14 protein-coding genes are annotated in these 19,734 nt (G+C 62.0%); all 14 read right to left on the reverse strand.

Features of this window, described 5'->3' with window-relative positions; translation table 11 throughout:
* Window positions 1-12 precede the first annotated feature (12 nt).
* Entirely contained in the window at window positions 13-3,447 is a 3,435-nt protein-coding gene (locus RFER_RS01315; RefSeq protein ID WP_011462591.1) for a DUF748 domain-containing protein, read from the reverse strand.
* A gap of 217 nt (window positions 3,448-3,664) precedes the next feature.
* Window positions 3,665-5,716: a phosphate acetyltransferase gene (gene pta / locus RFER_RS01320; RefSeq protein WP_011462592.1), complete on the reverse strand. Its 2,052-nt coding sequence runs from the start codon at window positions 5,714-5,716 to the stop codon at window positions 3,665-3,667.
* 256 nt (window positions 5,717-5,972) lie between these two features.
* Window positions 5,973-6,428 (reverse strand): MarR family winged helix-turn-helix transcriptional regulator, encoded by a 456-nt coding sequence (locus RFER_RS01325; protein ID WP_011462593.1) that lies wholly within the window; start codon window positions 6,426-6,428, stop codon window positions 5,973-5,975.
* 115 nt (window positions 6,429-6,543) lie between these two features.
* The gene (locus RFER_RS01330) at window positions 6,544-8,253 is read right to left on the reverse strand and encodes an acyl-CoA dehydrogenase family protein (RefSeq protein WP_011462594.1); all 1,710 of its coding nucleotides are present in this window, start codon (window positions 8,251-8,253) and stop codon (window positions 6,544-6,546) included.
* 17 nt (window positions 8,254-8,270) lie between these two features.
* Window positions 8,271-9,392: a porin gene (locus RFER_RS01335; RefSeq protein ID WP_011462595.1), complete on the reverse strand. Its 1,122-nt coding sequence runs from the start codon at window positions 9,390-9,392 to the stop codon at window positions 8,271-8,273.
* Between the two features lie 129 nt (window positions 9,393-9,521).
* The gene (locus RFER_RS01340) at window positions 9,522-10,271 is read right to left on the reverse strand and encodes an ABC transporter ATP-binding protein (protein WP_011462596.1); all 750 of its coding nucleotides are present in this window, start codon (window positions 10,269-10,271) and stop codon (window positions 9,522-9,524) included.
* A gap of 1 nt (window position 10,272) precedes the next feature.
* Window positions 10,273-12,069, reverse strand: a complete 1,797-nt coding sequence (locus RFER_RS01345; RefSeq protein ID WP_011462597.1) for a branched-chain amino acid ABC transporter ATP-binding protein/permease — start codon at window positions 12,067-12,069, stop codon at window positions 10,273-10,275.
* A gap of 1 nt (window position 12,070) precedes the next feature.
* Window positions 12,071-13,108 carry a branched-chain amino acid ABC transporter permease gene (locus RFER_RS01350; RefSeq protein WP_011462598.1) on the reverse strand — a complete coding sequence of 346 codons (1,038 nt, stop codon included), beginning with the start codon at window positions 13,106-13,108 and terminating at the stop codon, window positions 12,071-12,073.
* Window positions 13,109-13,197: 89 nt separating this feature from the next.
* A complete protein-coding gene (locus tag RFER_RS01355; RefSeq protein WP_011462599.1) occupies window positions 13,198-14,331 on the reverse strand; it encodes an ABC transporter substrate-binding protein in 1,134 nt (377 codons plus the stop codon).
* A 67-nt stretch (window positions 14,332-14,398) separates the two neighbouring features.
* Window positions 14,399-14,815 (reverse strand): acyl-CoA thioesterase, encoded by a 417-nt coding sequence (locus RFER_RS01360; RefSeq protein ID WP_011462600.1) that lies wholly within the window; start codon window positions 14,813-14,815, stop codon window positions 14,399-14,401.
* Between the two features lie 9 nt (window positions 14,816-14,824).
* Window positions 14,825-15,589, reverse strand: a complete 765-nt coding sequence (locus tag RFER_RS01365) for an SDR family NAD(P)-dependent oxidoreductase (protein ID WP_011462601.1) — start codon at window positions 15,587-15,589, stop codon at window positions 14,825-14,827.
* A gap of 101 nt (window positions 15,590-15,690) precedes the next feature.
* Window positions 15,691-16,941 carry a thiolase family protein gene (locus RFER_RS01370; protein ID WP_011462602.1) on the reverse strand — a complete coding sequence of 417 codons (1,251 nt, stop codon included), beginning with the start codon at window positions 16,939-16,941 and terminating at the stop codon, window positions 15,691-15,693.
* A 13-nt stretch (window positions 16,942-16,954) separates the two neighbouring features.
* Window positions 16,955-18,814: a feruloyl-CoA synthase gene (locus RFER_RS01375; protein WP_011462603.1), complete on the reverse strand. Its 1,860-nt coding sequence runs from the start codon at window positions 18,812-18,814 to the stop codon at window positions 16,955-16,957.
* An 82-nt stretch (window positions 18,815-18,896) separates the two neighbouring features.
* Window positions 18,897-19,679 carry a crotonase/enoyl-CoA hydratase family protein gene (locus RFER_RS01380; RefSeq protein ID WP_011462604.1) on the reverse strand — a complete coding sequence of 261 codons (783 nt, stop codon included), beginning with the start codon at window positions 19,677-19,679 and terminating at the stop codon, window positions 18,897-18,899.
* Window positions 19,680-19,734: the final 55 nt, after the last annotated feature.

The following is a 19,734-nucleotide window of genomic DNA, read 5'->3' on the forward strand; positions in this document are numbered from 1 at the left end:
AAGTTCACAGCGTTACTTCGCCACCAGCCCCAGTTTGAGCGGCACCGGCTTGCCAATGTCGGATTCGACCTTCTCAGGCGCCGCCGCGTCGGCGCGGGCGGGGTCGACGCCGGCTTCCTTGAGCGCTGCCAGAATCGCTTCGGCTCGCTGCGCACCCAGCTTGGCCAGGGCATCGGCGGCCAGCGGCTGGTTCTGGTTCAGGCGCTCCTGCAACTGGTTGTAGAAGGCACTGGCATCGGCCACCTGCGGTTCGCCCTGGATCATCTTGCCGACGCGCTGCCAGAGCGGCAATTTCGCCTGGGCCGCTGCGGTCTTGGTGTCCGGCATACTCGCCGCAGCAGCGGGAGCGCCGCCGCCTTCCGCTGCCTTTTTCTGCTTGTCGAGTTCCGCCTCGCCGAAGCGCTCGGCATACAGGTCGCGCATCGCGCCGCGCACCGCGCGATCGCTCAGGTTCAACGGACCGGGCTCTTCGCCTGCCTGGAGCTTGATGCCGGCACGGCGGGCGATCTCGACCCGCACTGCGCCCGCCCGCAAGGCGGCGCCATCGGCTGTTTCGCTGTACTGTGCGGGCACCGAGAGTTTCAGTTGCGCGCGCTTGCCCAGAATCTGAGCCACCTGCTTGAGCTTTTCGCGCTCCGGGGGCAGCAGCCTGTCGCTGCCGGCATCGAAGTCGATCGACTCCAGCTTCTCGCCGCTGACGCCCAGCAGGCTGCCCAACGCGCGGAACGGCGCGGTGACGATCCTGGTCAGCAGGTTCCCGATGGCCTTCCAGATGATGGCGCCGTAGCTGAACTGCGGGTCACTGAGGTTGCCCGAGATTGGCAGGCCGAGGTCGATGCGGCCCTCGCTGTCCTTGAGGATGGCGATTGCCAGTTGCAGCGGCAGCTTGAGCGCATCGGGGCTGTCGACCCGCTCGCCCAGGGTCAGTTTGTCGATGACGATCTGGTTGGCGCCTTCCAGCTGGCTGTCGCGTATTTTGTATTGCAGGTCCAGCGAAATCTTGCCCTCGGCGACCTTGTAGCCGGCGAACTTCATGCTGTAGGGTGAGGCCGGCACCATGTCGACATTCTTGAACACGACGTTGATGTCGGTGTTGTTGCGCGGCGCGAACGGGTTGAGCTCGCCGCGGATGCGCGCCAGGCCGAACTCGTCGACTCGGCCGTCAAGCTCGATCTGGCTGCGCGCCTCGCGGTTCGACGAGAGTCCGTTGATCACGCCGTTGAGCTCGTAGATCTTGGCGCTGAACTGCGGCCGCAAACTGAGATCGGTGAAGTCCAGCTTGGCGTTCTGCAGGCGCAGGCGCCGGATTCGAACCGGGAACGGGTCGTCGTCGGCCTTAGCCTTGGCCTGAGTCGGCACCTCGACTTTTGCGCCTGCATTGGGCTGCACCAGCAAGCGGGCCGCATTGAAGCTGCGATCGTCTTCGATGATCAGCGTGGCGTTGGGCTCGACGATACGCAATTCCGGGACGTCGAGCCGGTTGGGGTTGAGGCTGGCCGTGAACTTGTCGGCGCTGGCGTTCTTCCACGCGGCGAACAGGCCACCGTCCTCCTCGTTGAGCGTCAGCCCGGCAACGTTGAGCGCGCCGACGTAACGCAGGCTCGGGCTCTTGGCTGTGCCCGCGCCGGTGGTGAGCAGCCCTTGCGCGGAGACATTGCCGCGGGCGATTTTCAACTTCAGATAGTGGGCCAGGAGGGGCTGCAAGGGCGCCAGCGCGAGCTGCTTGAGACGCACATCGGCCTGCACTTCACCGTTGGCCGGGACCACGCTGCCTTGTGCCGTGAACTGCCCCCCTTCGCGCAGCTTCAGGTCGGTGTTGAACTTGACCGTCTGCTTGAGATCGCTGCTGGCGCCTTCGAGTTTCAGCGCAAGGTCGGTGACCTGAACCTTGACGCCGGCGCCCTCATCCGCAACATCGGCGCCGAACTTGCTTAATTCCACGGTCTTGGCCACGGCGACCCATGGCTTGCCGGCTGCCGCCGCAGCCTGCGGTCCGATCGCGCTGGATCGGGGCAATAACTCCATGAGATTGAGTTTTCCGTCCCGTGCGCGCACGAGCTGCAGTTGCCCGCCCTCGGCATAGAGGCGCCCGATGCTGGCCTGCCGGGCAGCGAGGTCAAGCATGCCGTCCGAGAAACCCAGCTGCGCCAGCTTGAACGGCGCTTGCGCCCCGCTGGCCAGCGTCAGGCCAGCGAGTGAAAGGGCAGCCTGCGAGAGCTTCAGCTGGAAGTTGGCGCCTGCCTGCTCGGCGGCAACTTGCAGCTGCAGCCGCACTTTGCCCGCGTTCAACTTCAGCGGTGGTTTGGCCGTTTCGTCCACCGCGCTGACCGCCATCTGATCGAATAGCACTTGCTTGACCGCCAGCTTCCAGTTGTTGACAGCCACCGCGGCAGCCGGCCCCGAGGCCGCCGGACCCGCGCTGGCGATCATGAGGTTCGTCAGATCGAGTTCGCCCTTGGCGTCGCGTTTGACACTGAGCTTGCCGCCGTCGGCGCGCACCTCGCCCACCGTCACCTGCCGGCGTGCCAGATCGGCGTTGACGTCGTTGATGTCCAGGCGCGTCAGCGCGGCGAAGGAATCGGTAACGCCTTCGCGCGCCAGCGCCAGATCGCGCAGCGACACCTTGGCGCCTTCCAGGCTGGCTTCAAACTTGCCGTCCGCGTAGGACAGGCTGTACGGCAAGGTGGCGGAAAGCTGCCCGGCTGCCACCCTTGCACGGGTGTACGACTTGAGATAAACCGCCAGCTCCGGCAGCGAGGCGTTTTCGAGGGTCACTTCGCCGCTGGCGCGGATCGGGTTCACCGACGCAGTGCCCTTCCAGCGCATCTTGCCGCCGCGCGCGGACTGGGCCGTGAAAGTATGGGCGTCGTTCTGCTCCGGCAAGGTGCTGAAATTGCTCAGCGAAAAATCGATCGGCGCAAAGGTGTTGTCGTAACCGGCCCGCCGGTCGTGCATGTCCACCGTGCCCTGTTCCAGCGCGAGTTGCTCGACGATCACGCGTGGCAGGCTGGCGTCGGTGGACGCTTCGTGCGGTCGACGCTCAAGCGTGGCCAGCAGCTCGGCGAGATTGAATTTGCCGTCGGGCGCGATCGCCAGGTTCGCGCTCGGTGCGGTGATGCGGATGTCGGAAAAACTCCAGGCACGCCGGATCAGGGATTTCCATTGCAGTGCCACGGCGAGTTTGCCGACCGCGAACAGCGGCGTGCCATCGGCCTCGGCCAGGCGCAAATCCTGCGCCTCCAGGCGCAAAGTGAAGGGATTGAAACGAACCTCGCCGATCGTCGCCTGGCGCGCCAGTTCGGTCTGCCCAAACTGGGGGACCTGATGCTTGATCAGCGGCGGAACCAGCCAAAACCCGGCCACCGTATAGGCAGCAAGCAGGCCCGCCGCGCCCGCCACCCACCGCTTCCACCGAATGTTTGTCCACTGCAAGCTCTGTCTGGCCATTGTTACCCCTTGATCGCCTCTTGTTCTGGAGGGCGGAAATCAGCGCCGCCGCTGTGAGTATGCCCCTTTGGCGGCTGAACTGGAAGCAGACGGAAGGACCAGAGCGCGAGTCAATCGCATGAGCGACAGGAAGACCCATCGACCCATCGCGGGTGCCCTGTGCCAATGCAGCGTCAAGCGAGAATGGATTTTTTTGCCGTGCTCAAGATGAGCCACCTCATTGCCGAGCCATCGCCTCTGCCTGGATGGCTGTGAGCGCGATCGTAAACACAATGTCATCGACCAATGCGCCGCGAGATAAATCATTCACCGGCTTGCGCAAGCCCTGCAGCATCGGACCGACCGACACGACTTTCGCTGAACGCTGAACCGCTTTGTAGGTGGTATTGCCCGTATTCAGATCGGGGAATATAAAAACCGTCGCCTGCCCCGCAACCGCGCTGCCCGGCGCCTTCTGCTCGCCGACTTCACGCACGGCGGCAGCGTCGTATTGCATCGGGCCGTCGAGCACCAACTCCGGCCAGCGGGCATGCGCCAGCGCGGTGGCCGTGCGGACCTTCTCGACATCGTCACCCGATCCGGATTCCCCGGTGCTGTAGCTGATCATCGCGACCTTGGGTTCGATGCCGAAGGCCAGTGCGCTGTCGGCGCTCTGCTTGGCGATATCGGCAAGCTCCTGGGCCGTCGGATTGGGGTTGATCGCGCAGTCGGCGTAAACCAGGACCTGCTCGGGCATCAACATGAAGAAGCAGGACGATACGATCGACGAACCCGGCGCCGTCTTGATCAACTGCAACGCAGGGCGCACCGTGCTGGCCGTCGTGTGCACCGCGCCGCTGACCAAGCCATCAACTTCGCCGACTGCCAGCATCATGGTGCCGAGTACGACGGTGTCTTCCAATGCAACCAGGGCTTGCCCGGGCGTCAGTCCTTTGCTCTTGCGCAGTTCCACCATGGGCGCCACATAGCGTTCGGCGATCTCACTGGGTTCCAGTATCTCAAGCCCTTTTGGCAGCTCGATCCCCAGCGCGTCAGCCACCGAATGGATCACTTTGCGCTTGCCCAGCAAAACGCAGCGCGCGATACCTTTCTCGGTGCAAATAACGGCTGCACGGATCGTGCGGGGTTCGTCGCCTTCTGGCAGCACGATGCGTTTGTTGGCGGCCCGAGCCTTCTGAATCAACTGGTGGCGGAAGGCCGGTGGCGACACGCGCGCCGGTGCGGCACGCTCCAGTCCGGCAAAAATCATATTGCCATCAAGCTGTTCGGCCACGCTTTCGATCACGTTATCCATCCGGGCCAGATCGTCCTGCGGTACCGCCAGGGGCAAGCGGCTGATACTGGCGGCGGTTTCATAGCTGTCGCCGTCGGTGCGCAACACCGGCAGGCCGCTGTGAAAGGCGAGTGAGGCAAAGCGTTCGATCCGCGGGCTGATGGCGCTGTGGTGGGTCAGCATCAGGCCGGCCAGCTCAACGCCGTTGCTGGCCGCCAGCGCAGTGGCCAGTATCACATCGTCGCGGTCGCCGGCAGTGACCACCAGTGTGCCGGGTTTGAGGCGCGGAATGACTTCGGCCACGGAGCGCCCGCAGAGGACTGTTTCAAGCATGCGCCGGGTCGCGATGTCGCCCTCAATCATGACTTCAGCGCCCAGATGGCGGGCCACGTCGATCATGCGCGGCGCCGACAGCGCCGGATTGTTTTTGACGACGCCCCAGATCGGCACGCCGTCCAATTGCATGGCGGCGGCGGCTTCATCGAAGTCCGCAGGAGCACGGTTGAAGATGACTCCCACCACGTTGCGACCGACATTGCGGATCTGGGCAATCAGGTAGTTGGTCTCGGCGATGCCCTGCGCGTCCGCGGCGCTGGCCACCAGGACCACATCGGCCTGCAGGCTTCGGGCGATCTGACCCGACAGGCGCGGAATGAATATCCTGCTCGGATCCGCATGAATACCTTCGACCAGCAGCACATCGGCCTCCTTGGTGCAGGACATGGCAAGGCTGACTATCTCTTCAAGCAGCTCATCCGTCTGGCCGCTGCTGACGCGTTGTGTCACCAGACTCATGGGCAAGGGGTCGGGCGTGTTCTGAAGATGACAGATGCTGCGTGCGAACAGGACCGAAGGTTCGGTGTCGGCCGTGCGCTTGGTGATCGGCTTGACAAACGCCACTTTCAGTCCGCGCCGCTGCAGCGCCCGCAAGAGACCGAGTGAAACCGAGGTCAGGCCGACGTTAGGTTGTGTCGGCGCCAGGAAATACGTACGCATAGGGGGAAACTCCGCTTTTGATCACCATCCCTCCCGGTTAAATAGAAAAGGATTTGTGCCATGCATCATAATTGCTTAAGGGATTTACCTTATTGACATGGAGCCAAATTACATTCAATTTTTGTAGGCGCAAATGATTTGGAAACGGAATGAGGGGCCTTATTTATTGGCCTAGCGGCGGGGAAAGCCGAAAAACGGGTGATTTGGCGTCAAGTTTAAGAGGTCAAACTCACAAGCCGTTCATGGCACAAGTCGTCTATTTGTAAATTTTTTTCAGTAACCGTATCAGGGTTTTCCGCTCGGCGGAACTTAAATTTGGGGTGCAGTCAAACTCCAGCTTGCTGGCTGTTTCTTCCGCTGCCTTGAGCAAGGTCTTTCCGTCTTCGGTCAGATGCAGGCCCATAGCCCGACCGTCGTGCGGATGAGGACAGCGGGTAATCAAGCCTCTTTTCTCAAGTGCCGTCACCATGCCCACCAAATTGGGTGCTAAAACACCCAGTGCATTGCACAATTGGCGCGAGGTGATCCCGGGGTTGTGGCTAACAAGTGACAACACGGAAAAATCAACTGGCCGCAATTCATACTTGGCCATGCGCTCCAAAAACACGCCAATGATTGCCAACGCCGCCCGGCGCGAGTTGTAGCCCATGAGGGTTTCAAGATAACTGGTGTCTACTTCTTCTACAAAAGATATCTTTGTAATCTCGTCCATGAATTTCAACGGCAAAAAACTGAAGAGGATACCGAACTATTCCATTCGCGCCTTGACTGGGCGCAGACGTGTCTCATATTCCAGATGTATCCAGTGACTGGCCAAGCATGCCGAACTAGGGGAGCCTGTCTGCGACTATCTGCACGCGCATGGCGAACCCCGGTAGGATCCAGAGTTGCAACGCTGCCGCGGGAAGCAACCAGCGTGCAGCATCGGAGCCCTGCACATCGGCTGGAACGGCCGGCCTGATTTGCGACCAGGCCCAAGCCAATAGAGTCATGGCCACGGCGTGCAAATAGTCATCGGCTACCCAATAAGGCAACTGCCGATCCAGCGCACTGGCCGCAACCAGCTGGCGCGTCAGATCGCACAGCACCGTGACCTGCGTCTGGAATGCCTTGTCTGCAACCTCAGAGCAAACCAGGTCGTCGGACAGTTGCTGCAGCAACGCGGTCAGCCCCGCTCCACCATCGGGCAACACCTTGCGCACCAGCAGGTCAATCGCCTGAATCTCGTTGGTACCTTCATAAATCATGGCCACGCGCGAATCCCGCACGATCTGCTCAATGCCCCATTCACGCACGTAGCCGTGGCCGCCAAACACCTGCAGGCAATCGCTCGCACCGTTGAACGCCTGTGCCGTCCAGGCCGCTTTGAGCACCGGTGTCACCAGGCTGCACCAGCGCTCGGCCTCGGCCTTGCGTTTACTGTTGGGGTGGTGTTTGATGACATCAAGCTCCAGCGCAGTTTTGTAGGCCAGCACGCGGCCTCCGTCGATCCAGGCGCGCTGGGTGTCCAGAATGCGCCGCATGGCGGGGTGCTCCACGATCAGGTCAGCCTCAGCGGCTGAGGTGCCACGCACTGGTGCGCGCATCTGGCGGCGTTCTTTGGCGTAGGCATCGGCCTTTTGCCAGGCGGCATCCAACAGCCCAATGCCTTGCAAGCCCACATGCAGCCGCGCGGCGTTCATCATGACAAACATGGCGTTCAAACCGCGCCCTGGCTCGCCCACGATCCAGCCGGTGGCCTCGTCAAAACGCATGACGCAGGTGGCGCTGCCGTGCAGGCCCATTTTCTCTTCGATGCGCTCGCAGTGCACCGGGTTGCGTGCGCCGTCTGGCATGAACTTCGGTGAAAGAAACAGTGACAGGCCCTTGGGGCCGGGCGGCGCATCGGGCAAGCGGGCCAGCACCAGGTGGACGATGTTGTCCGTCAGGTCATGTTCGCCGCCGGAAATGAAAATTTTGGTGCCGCTAAGTCGGCAGCTGCCGTCCGCCTGTGGCTGAGCCTTGGTTCGTACCAGGCCCAGGTCACTGCCCGCCTGTGGTTCGGTCAGGCACATGGTGGCCAACCATTCGCCGGTGGCAATTTTTCCCAGGTAACGCGTTTTAAGCTCGTCACTGGCGTGGTGTTTGACGCACTCGTAAGCGCCATGCAACAGGCCCGGTGCCATGGTCCAGCCGTGGTTGGCAGCACTGAGCATCTCGTACAACACGGCTTCCAGCAACCCGGGCAAGCCCTGGCCACCATCCTCCACAGCACAGGCCAGCGCGGGCCAGCCCGCCTGCCAGAAGGCCTGGTAGGCGGCCTTGAAGCCGGGCGGCGTGGTGACCTGACCGTTGGCAAACTGGCAGCCCACTTCGTCTCCGCTGCGGTTCAGGGGTGCGATGACTTCGCCGACAAATTTGCCGGCTTCGTCCAGCACCTGGTGCATCAGGTCGGCATCCACCTCGGCAAAGGTGGGCAGGGACTGCAGACAAGCAGGCGCGTTGAGCACCTCATGCAGAATAAATTGGATGTCTTGAAGAGGTGGCTCGTAGCGCATGGTCAGGAGTGAACTGTCTAGAACGCGTGGTTCATACCCAGCATCACGCCGGTTTGTGAATCACCCAAGGCGGGGTTGCTACCGGGTGCCCCACCGCTGACGGACACATTGGCCAAACTGTCATTGCTGATTCCACCCAGTTGAACGTACAAAGTGGTGCGTTTGGACATCTTGTAAAGCGACCTCACCACCAGCAGGGATGAGTCGAAATTGGCAATGTCCTTGTAGCTCAGTTTGGCGTAAGTTCCGTCAATCGTCCATGCAGGTGACAGCGGGTAAGACGCACCCACGTACCAGAGGTCACTCTTGGGCTTGGTGGCACTGCCGTCGTTGGTGCGGCGAATCACACCGCCTGCGAGCTTCACGTCAGAGAACTTCACATAGCCGTTCAGCATCAAGCGCGCATCGGATTTGGCGCTGCTGGTCAGGCCCGCTGGCAACACCACGTCAGTGCCGCTGGCCGGGGTGCGTCCGTTCAGGGAGTCGTAAGCCACAGCGGCACCCCAGCTCGCGGTGTCGTACTTCACCAGGGCAGACCATTCGCGGCACGCCTGTGTGTCTGCGCCACTCTCGCCCGCGCAATTGGTGCCCGCAGGTGAAGGACCCGCATTGACTGTGTCACGCCCCAGGCTGTAGGTGCCGCCCACCGTCACATTGCCAAACTTGCCTTTGTAGGCCAGCGAGTTGTCAATACGCGAGTTGGGGATGTAGCTGTCCAATGAGCCCAGTCCATAAACGGCGGGGCCGACGATGTCGGAGTCCAGAATTGACCAGAACAGCATCGTCCATTGGCGACCCAGTGTGACGGCACCCCAATCGCCGCTGAAGCCGACCGTGGACTGGCGACCAAACAGGCGACCGCCCTGCCCGGACGCGCCGGTGTCCGGGGCAAAGCCCATTTCCAGCGTGTAAACGGCGCTCAAGCCACCGCCCAGGTCTTCCTTGCCACGAAAGCCCAGGCGCGATGGAAGAATGCCCGTGGTAGAAGGCATGCGGGTGAGGGTGCCCGCGCCGGACACGTTGCTGACAGCCTCCACGCCCGTGTCGATCATGCCGTACAGGGTGGCGCTTTGGGTTTGCGCTTGCACCGCGCCCGTGGCGAGCAAGCCCGACAGGGTGATGAGTGATGAAATTTTCATAAGAGTCTCCAAGGTGGTTTTACTAAGTTATGGACAACCCCATTCGGGGAACCGTGCGGCCTGATGGGCAGCGAACCTTTCAGCGGGTTCGTCGATTCCTGGTGCGTGGTTGTCTGTTTGCTGCTGAAATCAGGGCCGGGTGGCCGTGTCTTTTTTGCGCGCCGCGCCCAGGTAGGTGTCGATCACCCGCGGGTCGGTGGCCAGGTCTTGGGCCGGGCCGTGCAGGGCAATTTCACCCATCTCCAGCACGTAGCCGTCATCAGCCGCCTCCAGCGCGGCGCGGGCGTTTTGCTCCACCAGCAGCGTGGTGACCCCGGTTTTGCGCAAGGTGTCGATGGTGCGAAAGATTTCCTTCACCACCAGCGGGGCCAGGCCCAGGCTGGGTTCGTCCAGCATCAACAGCGTCGGGCGTGACATCATGGCGCGGCCCACGGCCAGCATCTGGCGCTCGCCACCGGACAAGGTGCCTGCGGCCTGCGTGCGCCGCTCTTTCAGGCGCGGGAACAAGTCAAACACCACGTCCATCTGCTCACGCCACTTGGGGTTGCGCAGGCGCACCTGGCGAAACGCGCCCAGTACCAGGTTGTCTTCCACCGACATGCTGCCAAACAGCTCGCGCTTTTCCGGCACCAGGGCAATGCCCAGCATGACGCGCTCTTCCAGCGACAAGGTGTTGATCGGCTGGCCCTCAAACTCGATCTGGCCCTGAGCTGGCAGCACGCCCATCAAGGCGTTCAAAAAGGTGGACTTGCCGGCCCCGTTGGGGCCAATCACGGTGATCACGCTGCCCTGAAAAGCTTGCAAGTCAATGCCATGCAGCACCTCGGCGCGGCCATAACCGGCGCGCAGACCTTTGACGGTTAAAACAGGTGGTTTCATATCAATGCTCCACGCCAAGGTAGGCGGCACGTACTTTCGGGCTTTGCTGCACTTCTTCGGGCGTGCCCTGCATCAGCAGGGTGCCAAACTCCATCACCACGATGTGGTCGGTCACGTCCATCACCAGGTCCATGTCGTGCTCCACCAGCAAAATGCTCATGCCTTCACTGCGCAGCTGGCGCAACACCGCGGCCAGGGCTTGCTTTTCTTTGTGGCGCAGACCGGCGGCGGGTTCGTCCAGCAGCAGCAGGGCTGGGTCGCTGCACAGGGCGCGGGCAATTTCCAGCAGGCGCTGCGGGCCCATGGCCAGGTTGCCGGCCAGTTCGTGCATCGCATGGCCCATGCCGATGCGCTCCAGCTGACGTGCCGCTTCGCGCAGCAGGCTTTGTTCTTCGGCACGGTCCAGGCGCAACATGCTGGAAAGCGCGCCCTTGCTGCCCCGCAACTGTGCACCCAGTGCCACGTTTTCCAGCACCGTCATCTCCGGGATCATCTTGACGTGCTGGAAGGTGCGGCTCATGCCGCGCCGGGCAATCTCGCGCGAAGGCAGGCCGCTGATGGTTTGGCCGCGAAACTTCACCTCGCCCGAGCTCAGGCCCAGCACGCCGGTGATCAGGTTGAAGGTGGTGGACTTGCCAGCACCATTGGGGCCGATCAGGCCAACGATTTGCCCCGCCTGGATGGAAAACCCGATGTTGTTCACTGCGGTCAGCCCGCCAAACTGTTTGCGGATGTCTTTCACCTCCAGCACGGTGTCACCCAGCGCGGGTTTGGCGCGCTCAGGCAAGGCAGCAGCAGCGTGCCAGTCTTCGACCCGGTTGGGCTTGGGAAGAAAACGCCCCACCAGCGACCACACGCCATCGGGCAGGTACTTCAGCACCAGCACCAGCACAATGCCAAACACAATCACCTCGTAGCTGCCGCTGGTGCCCAGCAATTTGGGCAGGAGCACCTGCAGTTCGTCCTCCAGCAGCTTGGTCATCACCGCGCCGCTGATGGCACCCCACACATAACCGGCCCCACCGAGCACGGTCATGAACAGGTACTCAATACCCATCTTCAGGCCAAAGGGAGACGGGTTGACGGTGCGCTGAAAGTGCGCAAACAACCAGCCCGAGAGACTGGCAAACAGGGCCGCGATCAAAAAGATGCCGACCTTGTGGCGCAGCGTGTCCACCCCCATGGCCTCGGCCATCAGGGTGCTGGCGCGCATGGCTTTGATGGCGCGGCCGGTGCGTGAATCCATCAGGTTCAACAGTGCAAACGCAGCAAACAGCACCATGCCCCAGGCCAGCACAAAGAAGCTGCGGCCCTGGCTGATGTCCCAGCCCCACACGGTCAGCGCGGGCACACCCAGAATACCGTCGTACTTGCCCAGCGCATCCAGGTTGCCCATCAGGTAATACAGCGACAAGCCCCAGGCAATGGTGGCCAGCGGCAGGTAGTGGCCCGACATGCGCAGCGTGATCCAGCCCACCACCAGCGCGCTGATGCCGGTGATGAACAGCCCGGCAAACACGGTGAGCCAGGGTGACCAGCCCATGTGAACCGTCAGATACGCGCTGGTGTAAGCCCCGATGCCGACAAACGCGGCCTGCCCGAATGAAGTCAGCCCGCCGATGCCGGTGAGCAGCACCAGCCCCAGAATCACCAGACTGTAGAGTGCGATGTAGTTGAGCTGGGTGATCCAGAACTCGGGCACGGGGGACACGGCGTACAGCAGCATGCAGGCCACGACCACCACGCGCTGGATTTTGGCGTTGTGCGCCCAATGTTGAAGTTGTGTGGTGAAGCTCATCTCAATGCTCCTCCTCATTTCCGCCTGCGACCGAGCGCCAGAGCAGAATGGGCAGCACCAGGGTGAACACAATCACCTCTTTGAAGGCGCTGGCCCAGAACGAGCCAAAGGACTCGACCAGGCCGACAAACAGCGCCCCCAGCGCCGCCAGCGGGTAGCTGTGCAGACCACCCATCACCGCCGCCACAAAACCCTTGAGGCCAATCAGAAAGCCGGAGTCGTAAAACACCGTGGTGGTCGGGCCGATCAACAGCCCCGACAGCGCACCAATCAGCGCGGCCATGGCAAACGTGGCTTGCCCGGCGCCGTGGGTGGAGATGCCCATCAGCCGGGCGCCCAGGCGGTTCACCGCCGTGGCTTGCAAGGCTTTGCCGTATAAGGTGCGGTTGAAAAATTGCCACAGCAACACAATCATCGCCAGCGATGTCAGCACGATGATGATGGCCTGTCCGGTGATGGCCAGCGGCCCCAGGTTCAGGCGCTCGTCCCAGAACGAGGGGTTACGAAAGCCTTCTGCGCCAAAGAACAGCAAGCCCAGGCCGGTCATGGCAAAGTGCACACCCACCGACACAATCAGCAGCACCAGCGAGCTGGCATCGGCCAGCGACTGGTAGGCCAGCCGGTAGACCAGCGGGCCAAACGCGGTGACGATGGCCACCGTCAGCAGCGCCTGCACCAGCAAGGGCAATTGGTGCGGTGCGGCCCAGATCGACAAGAGGGATACCACCAACGGTGCCGCCAGGGCGCTCAAACCCGCCTTGAGCGCGCGCTTGGCATCACCGGTATGCTGCCAACTCAAACGCGCATCCATCAGCGCCGCCAGCACTGCCATGATCAGCAGCAACCAGACCGTGCCCGGCACCTTGCCGGTTTGAAAAATGGCCAGAGTCAACGCGCCGTAGGCGACAAATTCACCTTGCGGGATAAAGATCACCCGCGTTACGGAAAACACGAGCACCGTGGCCAAGCCCAGCAGGGCGTACACCGCCCCGTTGGTGATGCCATCGAGCAGCAAAATGCTGGCAATTGAAAAGTCCATGATGGGCCCAGAAAAAATAGAGATTGCCCCAAGGGCAGCCCCAGGCTGCCCTTGACCTCAGACCAACGGAGGTGTGAGCGAGAGGCCGCTTACTCGACCTTCCAGTCGCCGTTGACCACCTTGAGCATCACACCGGTTTCGTTGGTGAAGCCCCAGTGGTTGTCATGGGTCCAGTTCAGCACGCCATGCGACACCACGGTGCGGCCCATGGTTTCCATGGCGTCACGCAGGGCGGCGCGGAATTCCTTGGTGCCGGGTTTGCCTTTTTTCAGCGCCACGGGAACGACTTTTTCCAGTATCAGCACCGCGTCGTAACTGTGGCCGGCGAACTGGTTGCGTGACCCCGGGCCATAGGCCTTTTCGTATTGCTGCACGAAGTCGATGGCAACTTTCTTGGACGGGTGGCTGTCGGGCAACTGCTCGGCAATTACCGCCGGGCCGGACACCACATAAGCACCTTCCACGGCTTTGCCACCGACACGCATCAGGTCACGCGACGCTGCTGCATGGGTCTGGTAGATCTTGCCCTTGTAGCCACGATCCACCACCGCCATGTGGGGCATGGCAGCGCCGCTGCCCGAGGCCACAATCAACATGGCGTCCGGGTTGGCGGCCACCAGCTTGAGGGCCTGGGCGGTGACGCTGGTGTCAGAGCGGGCAAAACGCTCGGTGCCAATCAGCTTGATGCCGTTGGCATTGGCTTGAGCGGTGAACTCCTTGAGCCAGCTTTCGCCATAGGCATCGGTGTAGCCCAGAAAGCCCACGGTTTTGACACCTTGCTTTTTCATCAACGCCACCATGGCGTGGGCCATCACATCGTTCGATTGCGGCAGACGAAAGGTCCAGGCATCTTTGCCGGGGGGCAGTACGGCGGGGGAGAACGCTATCTGCACGGTTTCGGCTTCAGCGGCCACGGCGGCCATCGGGATGGCCACCGGTGTGGCGGCTGAGCCCATGATGATGTCGGCCTTGTCTTCGGTCACAAAACGTTTGGCGTTCTTGACGCCGTTGGTCGGATCGGTGGCATCGTCCAGCACGATGACCTTGAGTTTTTCTCCGGCGATGGATGTAGGCCAGAGCTTGATCTGGTTGCCCATCGGAATGCCCAGGCCTGATGCCGGGCCGCTCAAAGGCAGGCTGATGCCGATGGTGATGTCGGCCAGCGCCGAGCCAGTGACCAGAGCCGCAGCGGCGGTGGCGATGAGGGTTTTGAAAGCTTTCATGGTGTTGTCTCCAAGTGGTTTTATAAAAGGGCAAGCGCGGGAAAAAAGGGAAAACAATTAAACGGGGTCAACAGCACAAGGCCTTGATGTCAGCGGGCACGGGGATGGCCTTGATGCGGTCTGAGTCGGGCAAGCGCATGCAAAAGGCGCGCACCTCGGTGCCTTCGCACAGCAGCTCATCGCCGCGTTTGATCAGGTGGCGGTGCACAAACACCTTGTCGCGCCACTCCTCGATGCTGGTGTGAATCTGCAGCGTTTCGCCGTAGGTGGCCGGGCGCAGGAATTTGGTGTTGATCTCCAGCAGCGGCGTGCCGATGATGCCGGTGGTCTTGACCAGCTCACGCCAGGGCGGCACGCCGCTCTGAATGAAGAAGTTCAGTGACGAGGCATCCATCCACTTGGCAAAGTTCGGAAAGAACACGATGCCGGCCGGGTCGCAGTCGCCAAACATCACGTTCACTTCATAAACAACCGTTTTACTCATGGAGTGCCTTTAACGCGGAGCCATGCGCAGTGCGCCATCAAGGCGGATCACCTCGCCGTTGAGGTGACAGTTGCTGACAATGTGTGCGGCCAACTGCGCAAACTCCTCGGGCTTGCCCAGACGCTGCGGGAACGGAATGCTGGCTGCCAGCGACACCTGCACGGCTTCAGGCAAGGTCTTCATCAGCGGCGTGGCGAACAGGCCGGGCGCAATGGTGCAGACGCGAATGCCGTGCTGCGCCAGATCACGCGCCATGGGCAGCGTCATGCCGGCCACACCGGCCTTGGAGGCGCTGTAGGCCTGCTGGCCGACCTGGCCGTCAAACGCGGCCACGGAGGCGGTGAACACCATGGCACCGCGCTCGCCGTCTTCCATGGGTTCAAGCTTGGCGCAGGCGGCGGCGAACAGGCGCGCCACGTTGTAGGTGCCGATCAGGTTGACGTTGACCACGCGCACAAAGTCTTCCAGCGGGGCGGCGTTGCCGTCCTTGCCGACGACCCGCTTGGCGCTGCCGATGCCGGCAATCTGCATCAGGATGCGGGCTGGGCCATGGGCGGCGGTGGCGGTGTCGATGGCGGCTTGCACGCTGTCCGGGCTGGTCACGTCACACTGGCAGGCCACGCCGCCAATTTCGGCGGCCACCTTTTCGGCGTTGGCCAGGTTCACGTCCAGAATCGCCACCTTGGCACCCAGGCGGGCCAGTTCGCGGGCGGTGGCTTCGCCCAAGCCGGAGCCACCACCGGTGACCAGAGCTGCTTGTCCTTGAATGTTCATGTTGAATGCTTTTGTGGGTTAGAGTTGAATGCTATTAAATATATAGCTGCTTGCGCTTGTTTTATAAGGGCTAGAGGCCAGTTTCTTATATAAAGACGGGATCAGACCGTCAGCGGGTTTTCCAGCAGCAGGGCAATGCCCTGGCCACCGCCGATGCAGGCGCTGGACACGCCGTAGCGCACATGGCTGCGCTGCATCTCGCGTGCCAGTGTCAGCGTCAGGCGCACACCGGTGCAGGCCAGCGGATGGCCCAGCGCAATGGCGCCGCCGTTGACATTGAGTTTGGACAGGTCCAGGCCCAGTTCACGCCCCACCGACAGGGTTTGCGCGCCTTGGGCCTCATTGATTTCGAAGCGGCCGATCTGGTCCAGCGTCAGCCCGGCGCGCTCCAGCAGCAGGCGGATAGCGGGTGCCGGGCCAATGCCCATGATCTCGGGCGGCACACCCACCACGGCAGCGGCCACCACGCGGGCCAGCGGTTTCTTGCCTTCAGCGCGGACATAGCCGCCTGAGGCGACGACGACCGCCGCAGCAGCGTCGACCAGCGCGGCGCTGTTGCCACCGGTCTGCACGCCACCGGGGTAGACGCTGCGCAGCTTGGCCAAGACCTCGACCGGCGAGATGCGGGCATGGGTGTCAAGCGCCACTTCGCTGCTTTTGCCCTGTAACTTGATGGCGCGGGTGGCGTAGCCTTCAAGCGCGAAATTTTCACTGACCACGGGCACGATTTCACCGGCGTGAAAGCCGCTTTGTTGCGCAGCCACTGCCTTGGCAAAGGAGCTGGAGGCAAAGGCATCCACCTCCTCGCGGGTGATGCCGTATTGCTTGGCCAGGTTTTCGGCGGTCTGGATCATGTTGATGCCCGCTGCCGAGTCATTCAGCGCTTCCCACATGTAGTCCTTGAAGCCGACCGGTGCACCCAGCTTGAAGCCGGTGCGGTGCTCAAAGGCGGCAATCGGGTTGCGTGTCATCGACTCGGTGCCCACCACCAGCGTCACGTCAGCGCAGCTGCTTTCGATTTGTTCACCGGCCTGGCGAAACAGCTCAAATCCGGTGCCGCAGATGCGCTGCGCCATCAGCGCGGGCACGTCTTGTGGCACACCGGCGTACAGGCCGATGTGACGCGGCAACATGAATTGCTCAAAGTCGCCCGGGGCCATGTTGCCGGTCAGCACCGAATTGATGTGTGCTGCGGGCACAGCTGCGCGCTCCAGCGCCGCACGGGCTGCCTTGATGCCCAGGTCAGTCGGCGAGATGTGACCCAGCGCACCACAGTAGTCCACCAGGGGGGTGCGCATGCCATCCAACATCCAGATGTCATCAAACGCGTTGAAAAATCCTTTGCTTGCCATGGTGTTGTGTCTTTCAGAGCGACTGGGGTTTCAAAATCGAAGCCAGCGAGTCATCGTGCAGCGCCGCCACGGTCTCGGCGCGGTGGGTCAGCACCGCCCGCTGGTTGATCGAGCCCTTGTCGGTCACCTCGCCGCGGTCCAGTGTGGGCGGTTCGGCCAGCAGGCACATGCGGGCAATCCGGCTGGCACTGCCGGTGGCAATCTTGTTCAGCTCGTTCATCACCTTCTGGAACTGATCCAACACCGGCGCACGGGTCAGCACATCGGCCATCGGCGTGCTGGCAGGCAGGCCACTCAAGGCCCGTACCGCCTGGGTAGGGAACACCATGGCACCCACCTCCTTCAAGTTGATGCCGGTCAGCACCACGTCCTGAATGTAGGGGGCACCGGCGGCAATGATCTTGGCGCGCAGCGGCCCGACACTCACAAAGGTGCCAGTGGCCAGTTTGAAGTCTTCGGCAATACGACCATCAAATTTGAGGCCCTGGTGCACATCGGTCTCATCGATCCATTTCACCGCGTCACCTGAGCAGAAATAACCTTCTTCGTCAAAGTGTTTGGCGGTCTCATTGGGGGCGCGCCAGTAGCCGGGCGTGATGTTGGGGCCGCGGTAGCGGACCTCGGTCTTGCCATCCACATCAACCAGTTTCAGGTCCATGCCCGGTGTGGGCACGCCCAGATCGCCCGCCTTGACGTTGGGGTTGGTGACAAAAATCGCGAACGGACCGGACTCGGTCATGCCCAGGCCGGTGCTCATCACAATGCGCTCGCCGATTTCTCTTTCTTCGGATTCAAACAAGCTGTCCCAGATCGGCTGAGCCATGGCGGCACCAGCGTAGAAAAACATCTTGACGCGCGAGAGCAGGTTTTTGCGCAGTACGTCATCGGTCTGCATGGCGGCGGCAATCGCCTCAAAACCGGTGGGCACGTTGAAGTACACCGTGGGTGCGATCTCGCGCAGGTTGCGCAGGGTTTCCGCCATGAGGGCGGGGGTGGGTTTGCCGTCGTCGATGTAGAGCGTGCCACCGTGGTAAAGCACCATGCCAAAGTTGTGGTTGCCGCCGAAAGTGTGGTTCCAGGGCAGCCAATCCACCAGCACCAAGGGTTCCTGCGCCAGCACCGGCATGGATTGGGCCATCTGCTGCTGGTTGGCGCACCACATGCGCTGGGTGTTGATCACCGCCTTGGGCAGGCTGGTGGAACCGCTGGTGAACAAAAATTTGACGATGGTGTCTGGACCGGTCGCTTGCATGGCCGCATCAACCGCGGGTGTGACAGGCGTGTTCAGAAGGTCGGCAAAGGTCGTGTGGTCGCGGCCATCAATCTGGCCTTGGGTCAGCACGACTTCAATATCAGCAGGCAGGGCTGCGTTGATGGCCTTTGCGTATCGCGTGGCATCCGCCGCAAACACCAGGCCGGGCGTGACGGTTTTGATCACGTGACGCAGCTTGTCATAGTCAACGCTGACCAGCGAATAGGCGGGTGAAGTCGGCACAAATGGCACACCAGCCACCAGGCATCCCAGCGCCAACAGGGCGTGTTCCAAGTCGTTTTCAGACAGGATAACCACCGGGTTTTTGGTGCTCAAGCCGCGGTGAATCAGCGCCTGCGCAATACACCGTGCGTGGCGCCAGGCCTGGCCATAGGTGATGCACTTCCACTCGCCCTTGCTGCCATCCGGCAGTTTTTCACGTTGCGCGATGTAGATGCGGTCAGGCGCCGTGGCAGCCCAGTGTGCCAGCCGGTCGGTTATGCGCTCGGGGTAGTCTTGCAAGGCTTGCTCGGCTTTTAGGTAATGCACGCCGGGTGCGCCGTCGCGTAAGTCAACGCGGGTCACCCCAAAGGTCAACGGTCGAAATTTCGGCTCTGTCATCGTTTGTCTCCAACGGATGTATTTTTTTGCTTGGCTTGTCACGGCAATTCCAGCCCGTGCCGCCCCCTCCGGGGCAACTCTCTCAGGCTATTCGGACCTTGTCGGCCCGGCCTTCCAGAAAGGCGCGCACGCGCTCCTTGGCGGCCGGTGCGCTTTGGGCAATGGCGGCCATCATGGCTTCGGTCATGAAGCCCTGGTCAGCGGGTTGATCGGCAATGCGCGGCAGCACGTGGGTCAGCGCGTAGTTGGTCATGGGGGCGTTGCCGGCAATGCGCACCGCCAGTTCACAAGCCTTGTCAAAGGCCGTGCCAGCGGGTACCAGGTATTGCGCCAGGCCGATGCGTTCGCCATCTTGCGCATTGAACACGCGTCCGGTCAGCATCATGTCGGTCATGCGCGCGGTACCGATCAGGCGCGGGATGCGCACCGCACCACCGCCGCCGACAAAGATGCCGCGCGAGCCTTCGGGCAGGGCATAGAAGGTGGTGTCGTCGGCCACGCGGATGTGGCAGGCACTGGCCAGCTCCAGGCCACCACCCACCACCGCGCCGTGCAGCGCCGCAATGACGGGCACCGGGCCGTATTGCACGTGTTCCAGGGCGGCATGCCACATGCGGGAGTGGAACACGCCCTGGCTGGCATCACGCTCTTGCAGTTCGCTCAAATCAAGCCCGGCGCAGAAGTGTTCACCCTCGCCGTCGATGACAGCAGCACGCACGCTGGCGGGCATTTTTTCAAACAGACCGCGCAGGGCCAGAATCAGGCCGTCGTTCAAGGCGTTGCGCTTGCTGCCACGAGTCAGGCGGATGATGGCGACTTCCTGTTGCTCGCCGTAGAGTTCAAAGTGGATGTGTTTTTTGTCCATGATGGGTTCCTTCTGGGTCTAATTATGGTTATATTTAATAACTACAATCAAGCCC

This window comes from Rhodoferax ferrireducens T118, assembly GCF_000013605.1.
GTDB lineage: Bacteria > Pseudomonadota > Gammaproteobacteria > Burkholderiales > Burkholderiaceae_C > Rhodoferax > Rhodoferax ferrireducens.

What these genes read in the sequence shown, in the direction of transcription:
- RFER_RS01380 (WP_011462604.1), bottom strand. Translation starts at nt 19,679, where the DNA reads ATGGACAAAAAACACATCCACTTTGAACTCTACGGCGAGCAACAGGAA.
- RFER_RS01355 (WP_011462599.1), bottom strand. Translation starts at nt 14,331, where the DNA reads ATGAAAGCTTTCAAAACCCTCATCGCCACCGCCGCTGCGGCTCTGGTC.
- RFER_RS01360 (WP_011462600.1), bottom strand. Translation starts at nt 14,815, where the DNA reads ATGAGTAAAACGGTTGTTTATGAAGTGAACGTGATGTTTGGCGACTGC.
- RFER_RS01340 (WP_011462596.1), bottom strand. Translation starts at nt 10,271, where the DNA reads ATGAAACCACCTGTTTTAACCGTCAAAGGTCTGCGCGCCGGTTATGGC.
- RFER_RS01345 (WP_011462597.1), bottom strand. Translation starts at nt 12,069, where the DNA reads ATGAGCTTCACCACACAACTTCAACATTGGGCGCACAACGCCAAAATC.
- RFER_RS01365 (WP_011462601.1), bottom strand. Translation starts at nt 15,589, where the DNA reads ATGAACATTCAAGGACAAGCAGCTCTGGTCACCGGTGGTGGCTCCGGC.
- RFER_RS01370 (WP_011462602.1), bottom strand. Translation starts at nt 16,941, where the DNA reads ATGGCAAGCAAAGGATTTTTCAACGCGTTTGATGACATCTGGATGTTG.
- RFER_RS01350 (WP_011462598.1), bottom strand. Translation starts at nt 13,108, where the DNA reads ATGGACTTTTCAATTGCCAGCATTTTGCTGCTCGATGGCATCACCAAC.
- RFER_RS01330 (WP_011462594.1), bottom strand. Translation starts at nt 8,253, where the DNA reads ATGCGCTACGAGCCACCTCTTCAAGACATCCAATTTATTCTGCATGAG.
- RFER_RS01315 (WP_011462591.1), bottom strand. Translation starts at nt 3,447, where the DNA reads ATGGCCAGACAGAGCTTGCAGTGGACAAACATTCGGTGGAAGCGGTGG.
- RFER_RS01325 (WP_011462593.1), bottom strand. Translation starts at nt 6,428, where the DNA reads ATGGACGAGATTACAAAGATATCTTTTGTAGAAGAAGTAGACACCAGT.
- pta (WP_011462592.1), bottom strand. Translation starts at nt 5,716, where the DNA reads ATGCGTACGTATTTCCTGGCGCCGACACAACCTAACGTCGGCCTGACC.
- RFER_RS01335 (WP_011462595.1), bottom strand. Translation starts at nt 9,392, where the DNA reads ATGAAAATTTCATCACTCATCACCCTGTCGGGCTTGCTCGCCACGGGC.
- RFER_RS01375 (WP_011462603.1), bottom strand. Translation starts at nt 18,814, where the DNA reads ATGACAGAGCCGAAATTTCGACCGTTGACCTTTGGGGTGACCCGCGTT.